This is a genomic window from Pseudoflavonifractor sp. 60 (assembly GCF_009911645.1).
GTDB lineage: Bacteria > Bacillota > Clostridia > Oscillospirales > Oscillospiraceae > Lawsonibacter.
Genome location: NZ_QWKI01000054.1, coordinates 1 through 6,083 on the forward strand (window position 1 = coordinate 1; position 6,083 = coordinate 6,083).

At 63.8% G+C, this 6,083-nt stretch carries 4 protein-coding genes; all 4 read left to right on the forward strand.

Going from position 1 to position 6,083, the window contains the following annotated elements:
- Positions 1 to 271 precede the first annotated feature (271 nt).
- The 4 genes from D1646_RS06855 to D1646_RS06870 all read left to right on the forward strand — a co-directional run bounded on the left by D1646_RS06855 (position 272) and on the right by D1646_RS06870 (position 5,449).
- Positions 272 to 643: a BlaI/MecI/CopY family transcriptional regulator gene (locus tag D1646_RS06855; RefSeq protein ID WP_160635758.1), complete on the forward strand. Its 372-nt coding sequence runs from the start codon at positions 272 to 274 to the stop codon at positions 641 to 643.
- Complete coding sequence (locus D1646_RS06860; RefSeq protein WP_160635759.1) at positions 640 to 1,566, forward strand: M56 family metallopeptidase; 927 nt, start codon at positions 640 to 642, stop codon at positions 1,564 to 1,566. The genes D1646_RS06855 and D1646_RS06860 overlap by 4 nt, the downstream gene beginning before the upstream one ends.
- A 123-nt stretch (positions 1,567 to 1,689) precedes the next feature.
- The gene (locus D1646_RS06865; RefSeq protein WP_160635760.1) at positions 1,690 to 3,093 is read left to right on the forward strand and encodes a hypothetical protein; all 1,404 of its coding nucleotides are present in this window, start codon (positions 1,690 to 1,692) and stop codon (positions 3,091 to 3,093) included.
- Positions 3,094 to 3,421: 328 nt separating this feature from the next.
- Positions 3,422 to 5,449, forward strand: a complete 2,028-nt coding sequence (locus D1646_RS06870) for a hypothetical protein (protein WP_160635761.1) — start codon at positions 3,422 to 3,424, stop codon at positions 5,447 to 5,449.
- The last annotated feature ends 634 nt before the right edge of the window (positions 5,450 to 6,083 follow it).

A 6,083-nucleotide genomic window follows, 5' to 3' on the forward strand; every position in this document is an offset into this window, starting at 1 on the left:
ACTTCTACTTAAAAGCTCAAATAGAAGCAGCTTTCCTAAGACAATCCCCCGCCCTCGCTTCGCTCAGGGGCCCCCTTTGCCAAAGGGGGCAAGCGGCTACGCCACTTGTTTGGCCCTGCTTCGCAGGACTCATCCCTTGTCCTGATGTGTGCCTGGGACCCAATACCGCAAGGAGGCTAGCGGACTTCCAATTGTAACCACACTGTAACTTGACGGAAATCAACGACAAGTGTAGTATAAGCTTTACTACAATTGAAGTGGATGTGATACTATGAAGCGGCTACCCGATACCGAGCTGGAAGTGATGAAAGCCCTGTGGGCCACCGGTCCGGACACTCCCCGGACCCTTTTGGAGGAACAGCTCTCCCCCTTCGGCTGGGCGGCCAACACCATCAACACCTATCTGGCCCGGCTGGCGGACAAGGGCTTTGTGGCGGTGCGCCGGGAGGGAAAGAGCAACCGGTACACCCCTCTGGTGGACCAGGAGACCTACCAGGCCTTTGACAGCCGGGCGGTTTTAGACCGTCTATACGGCTCCCCCCGAAATTTTGTGGCCGCTCTGGCCCGGGAGGGGATGCGCCGGGGCGAGCTGGAGGAGCTCCAGGCCCTGCTGGACCAGCTGAACGGAGGGCAGGGGCAATGAATCAGATCCTGCTGACCCTGGGCGGGCTGACGTTGGGGGGCTCCGCCGCCGTCATTCTGCTGGCTCTGCTGGGCCGGAACCCCAAAAGCCACTACGGAGCCAGGTGGCGGTGCTGGGCCTGGCTGCTGCTCTGCCTGCGGCTGGCCGTCCCGCTGCCGCTGCTCTCCCTGCTCCAGACCGCGGCCCCCATTCAGGTGGACCTGCCCAATCCCCCTGCCGTGACCCATCCCCAACCCCAGCCGGGAGGCGGCCAGAGCGGGGAACAGGCGGAGCCTCCGGCGGGGGAGCAGAACAATCAGCACCAGCCCGGCCCCGCCGGAGGAACCGCCTCCGCACAGCTCTCCCCGGCGGACCCGGTCCAGCCCCAGCAGAGGGAGGAGCGGCCCGCTTTCTCTACGGCCCGGATACTGCTGGCGGTGTGGCTGGCGGGGGCGGCGGTGATGCTGGTCTGGAGCACCTGGGCCCATATGCAGTTTTTGTCCTATCTGCGCCGGTGGGCCGCACCGGTCACCGAGCCGGCGGCGGTCCAGGCCTTTAACCAGCTGGGAGATCAGCTGGGTCTGGACCGGCGGCCCCAGCTGCTGGTGTGCCAGGGGCTGAAGGTGCCCATGTTGGCCGGACTGCTCCGCCCGGCGCTGTTGCTGCCCCGGGGGTCCATGACCGGGGAGGAGCTGGGGCTGTCCCTCCTCCACGAGCTGACCCATTACCGCCGCCGGGATATTTGGCTGAAAACTCTGGCCATGTGGGTCAACGCCCTCCACTGGTTCAACCCCCTGGCCTGGTATCTGGTGCGCCTGGTGGAGCGGGACACCGAGCTGGCCTGTGACGAGGCCGCCCTGCGCCGCCTGCCTCCGGAGCTGTACTCCGCCTACGGCCAGACCATTTTGGCCGCCGTGGCCCGGCTGAAGGAAAAGCCCCAATAATTTGTTACTTTCCTTTTGAAAAAGGAAAGTAACCAAAGGAAAACTTTTTGAAAAAACTTCGTTTTTTCTCTATGCGAATCATGCTCTCGTTCTGTATATTTTATGTGTTGAGAGGAGAACCCCATGAAAGGAAACCTGCCCCGCACACCCTTTTCCACCCCCCTGTCCGGCTCCGCCCGAGAGGTGAGAATGCGCCTGGAGTCCATCGCCGCCGGGCCCAGGAAGCGGCCCCCGGTGCTTTTCATCGCCCTGGTGTCCCTGTTCTGCCTGCTGTGCGGAAACCTGGTGTCCTGCCAGGTGAGGGAGGAGGGGCCCGACGCCTCCGCCGGCTCCGACGAGGCCGGGCCAACCCTCAGCCGCTATGAGCCGCAGGGCGAGGGGGTGCGGGAGCTGACCCTGGAGGACCGCTGGGTCCTGGCCCTGGAGGACACGCCCCCCTATCAGGACGGCTATGCCCAGACCACCAATCTGGTCTGCCGGGATTTGGAGACGGGGGCCTATGAGACCTGGGCCAGCCTGTACTACAACCCCCAGGGCGGAGTGGCGGACACCATCCGGCTGCACCAGTTTGAGAACATCATGGGGCACAGCGGGATTCTGCTGACCTCCCAGGCGGAGCACACCACGGGGGACGTCCCCACAACCCGCCTGTTTATTTTCGGCGAAAACGCCCCCGACCTTATCGCCAAGTGCGAAGGGACGCTGTACACCGCCCAGGTGGACGGCTTTGACATTCTGTTGGCCGCCTACCCCTACGGTTTCGACGGAAGGCGGGGCGGAGCTGCCCTGTACTGGCAGGAGGAGGACGGAACCCTCCGCGCCCGGCCCCTGCGGGAGGCGGTGGAGCACTATTTGGGCCTGTCCTGGGAGGCCCAAGTGAGCATGTCCCTGGACGTCCGGGAGGAGGACGGGGTGCTGGCCGCCCGCTGGCAGACGGAGGGGGCCCCGGTCCAGACCATGGATTTGGAGCTGTCCGCCCTGCTGGCCTACGCCCGGGAGCAGGCCGCCCGCACCGAGGAGGTGCCGGTGGACACTGTGGACGGGGAACTGGTCAAGCTGGTGCTGGAGGAGCACCGGCTGGAGGGGGAGTACGACTGGGACACCTTCGCGGTGGACAAGATCCTGGTCTGCCGGGAGGAGGAGCTCATTCAGACCATTCTCCCGGAGGACTGGCTGGGCAGCGCGGAGTTTGGCCTCTTCGTCTACGACGGGGACGGCATGGGCTCCCTGGGGCAGCCCCTGACCCAGGACCTGAACCAGGACGGAGTGCGGGACTTCGGCCTGATGTGCATGGAGATCGGAGCCCGGAATGTCCCCTATCTCTACTTCACCTGGAACGGGGCGGGATTTTCTCCCCTGGCCGTCCTGTGCGCCCCGGTGGAGGTGGACCCGGAGACCCGCCAGATTGTGGAGCGGATCAACGAGGGCAACGGGGTCACCACCACCAACTGGTACGAATTTGACGAGGAGGGTGTGTTTCAGCTGGTCCGCTCTGAGACCACGGATTACGCCGATCTGATGGGATAATAGCTTCAATTCGTAAAGTAGAGAAAATTGTAGAGCTGGCTGGGGTAGTTCCACCTTGTGATGCCGCAAGAGCGCACAAGCGGCGCAGCCGCTTGCCCCCTTTTGAAAGGGGGTGCCTGAGCGAAGCGAGGGCGGGGGATTGTAGCACCATCTTCTACCTAAAAATATTAAGTAGAGGCAATGCCAGCAGTCAATCCTCACCGCTTCGCGGAGCCCCTTTGCCAAAGGGGCCTGGCCCTGCTTCGCAGGGCCATAAAGCGGCAGACTAGGGTTGTTCCACCCTGCAAAAGATACTTTACGAATTAAAGGGATAATAGAAAGGAACTTGATGATGAAAAATATGCCCCGAACCCCCTTCTCCACACCGCTGTCCGGCTCTGCCCGGGAGGTGAAAATGCGCCTGGAGTCCATCGCCGCTGGCCCCCGGAAGCGGCCCCCGGTGCTCTTTATCGCCCTGGTGTCGGCATTCTGCCTGCTGTGCGGAAACCTGGTATCCTGCCAGGTGCGGGCGGAGGACCCGGTTGATGCCAATGGGGACAGCTCCCTCCAGACCCCCGCCGCCACTCCCGCGGTGGAGGCGGACCCCCAGGCCCGGGAGGCATACACCCAGGTGCTGGAGGATATGCTCTGGAACAACCTCCTGCCCGACGGGACCCAGGTCTCTGACGAGTCCCTGACCGGGTACATATTTGACAATACCTACGCCGTGGCCGACGTGGACGGGGACGGCCGGGAGGAGCTGGTGATTTATTTCCGCACCGTCCCCACCGCCGGACACCGGAGCTGGGTCCTGGACTATGACAAGGACACCGGTTCCCTCCGCGTCCAGTACGAGGGCTGTGCCGACCTCACCTTCTACAGCAATGGCGCCCTGCGGGAGGACGACTCCCACGCCCAGGGGAGCTGGATCTATGACTTCTGGCCCCACAGCCTCTACACCTACCAGCCCGACACCGACACTTACCAGCTGGCGGGCCACCTGGACGCCTGGGAGAAACGGGTCTCCGACGAGAACCCGGAAAATCTGCCCCCCTTCCCCGGGGAGAAGGACAAGAGCGGGGCGGGCATCCTCTACTACATCACTCCGGCGATGAACGGGATTCTGGAGAGCTCCGACACAGAGCCGGTGGACCGGTCGGTCTATCTGGACTGGCTGGAGCCCCTTCTGGGGGACGCCCGGCCCCTGTCGCTGCACTTCCGGACCCTGCCCGGCTCCGGCGATTTTCTGAACAGCCGAGAGATCCCCGCCAGCGACGCCCGGCCCGGCCTGTCCCGGACCCCCGACTGGAACCGCAACGGGACCCCGGAGCACTTTGTTCTGCTGGAGGAGGCGGACGGCGACCTGACCCTGGAGATCTGGGAGAACGGCCAGCGGCTGTGCCAGAAGGTCGGACAGCGCAGCCATCCCAGCTCCCTGTTCCTGTGTACCCTGGAGGGGGTTGACTACCTGCTGGACTACAGCGTGTACGAGGAACAGGGGAGCTATTGCCTGTACTACAGCCTGGAGACCTGGGTGGGGGAGTTTACCGAGAACGCCCGGTGGAACAGCGTGACCTTTGACCTGAACTTCGGTTCGGTGCATCACAAGACCTTCGACCCGGAGGCCATCGCCGCCTTTGTGGAGGAGCTCAACGGCCTGCTGGGCCACAGCGAGCTGCTGTTCACCACCGACCCCGGCCTGCCGGAGACGGAGCGGGAGGACCTGAGCCGCCTGGAGGGCTTTTCCAGAAGTCCGGGCAAGTCCCTGCTGGAGGACCTGCAAAGCCTCCAGGCCGCCGCCCCCGCCGACTGGACGCCCCCCACCGGAGCACCGGAGGCCAAGCTGCCCATGGAAAAGCCCCTGGAGATGAGATTTGCCAGCGGCGTGGGGGCTTGGTCCACCGAGCTGACCCTGAACCCGGACGGCTCCTTTACCGGCCTGTTTGTGGACGCCGACATGGGGTCAGACGGCCCGGGCTATCCCGGCGGGACCCGGTATGTGTGCCAGTTCCATGGAAAATTCCACCAGATTGCCCAGATTACCCCCGCCTCCTGGTACATGACCCTGGAGGAATTGACCCTGGACACCGGCCGCCCCATCGGGGAGATGTGGATCGAGGACAAGGTGCTCTATGTCTCCAGCGGCCCCTATGGCTTTGACAACGACGACGGCCCCCTCCAGCCCGGCGCGGCCTTTGTCCTCTACACTCCCGACGCCCAGGGCCACGCTCCGGGCACCGAACTGTATGGCGCGGGGGACTTCTGGACCTGGCAGCCCGTTGGAAGCCGGAATACCCTCCATGTTGCCAGTCAGACCCTGGGCCGGTACGGGCTGCACAATCTGGAAACCGGCTATGGTTTCTTCACTTGGGATTGACGAGGGATGAGCCCTGCGCAGCAGGGCCCACAAGCGGCGAAGCCGCTTGCCCCCTTTGGCAAAGGGGGACCCTGAGCGAAGCGAGGGCGGGGGATTGTCTTAGGAAAGCTACTTCTATTTGAGCTTTTAAATGGAAGCAGTGCCAGCAAGTCAATCCCCACCGGCTTCGCCAGAGCCCCTTTTCAAAGGGGCCAGGCCGCCTGCGGGCGGGACGAGGGATGAGCCCTGCGAAGCAGGGCCACACAAGCGGCGAAGCCGCTTGCCCCCTTTGGCAAAGGGGGACCCTGAGCGAAGCGAGGGCGGGGGATTGTCTTAGGACGACCGCTTCTATTTTAGATTCCAAGTAGAAGTAATACCAGCAAATCAATCCCCACCCGGCTTCGCCGGAGCCCCTTTTCAAAGGGGCCAGGCCGCCTGCGGGTGGGACGAGGGATGGACCCTGCGCAGCAGGGCCCCACAAGCGGCGCAGCCACTTGCCCCCTTTTGAAAGGGGGTGCCTGAGCGAAGCGAGGGCGGGGGATTGTCTTAGGAAACCTGCTTCTATTTGAGCTTTTAATGTAGAAGCAGTGCCAGCCAGTCAATCCCCACCGCTTCGCGGAGCCCCTTTTCAAAGGGGCCAGGCCGCCTGCGGGCG

Coding starts and splice junctions, on each gene's coding strand:
- D1646_RS06860 (WP_160635759.1), top strand. CDS start 640: ATGAATCAGATCCTGCTGACCCTGGGCGGGCTGACGTTGGGGGGCTCC.
- D1646_RS06855 (WP_160635758.1), top strand. CDS start 272: ATGAAGCGGCTACCCGATACCGAGCTGGAAGTGATGAAAGCCCTGTGG.
- D1646_RS06870 (WP_160635761.1), top strand. CDS start 3,422: ATGATGAAAAATATGCCCCGAACCCCCTTCTCCACACCGCTGTCCGGC.
- D1646_RS06865 (WP_160635760.1), top strand. CDS start 1,690: ATGAAAGGAAACCTGCCCCGCACACCCTTTTCCACCCCCCTGTCCGGC.